We start from the raw sequence: 251 nt of genomic DNA on the forward strand, positions 1-251 counted from the left end.
GCCGAGGAGGATCCAGTTCGAGGCAGCGGATGCGATCGCGGCGCGCGCCCAAGCGGGGGGACGGCAGTTCCTGCTCGCCGACGAGCCCGGCGTGGGCAAGACGATCTCCGCGGTCCTCGGGGCGGCAGCGGTGGGGGACCTCCGAGGCGCCCGACGGGTGCTCGTGGTGGCCGACCGGCCCGCCGCGATCACGATCGGCCACTGGTGCCGCACGATCACGGCGCTGGGGGACGGCGGCCTGGAGTGGGTCG

1 pseudogene is annotated in these 251 nt (G+C 75.7%); it reads left to right on the forward strand.

What is annotated here, in order from left to right:
* Nucleotides 1–251: pseudogene (locus QSV46_RS40435) on the forward strand (hypothetical protein); the annotation flags it as partial.

It is taken from the genome of Bradyrhizobium cosmicum (assembly GCF_032290525.1).
Taxonomy (GTDB): Bacteria; Pseudomonadota; Alphaproteobacteria; order Rhizobiales; family Xanthobacteraceae; genus Bradyrhizobium; species Bradyrhizobium cosmicum_A.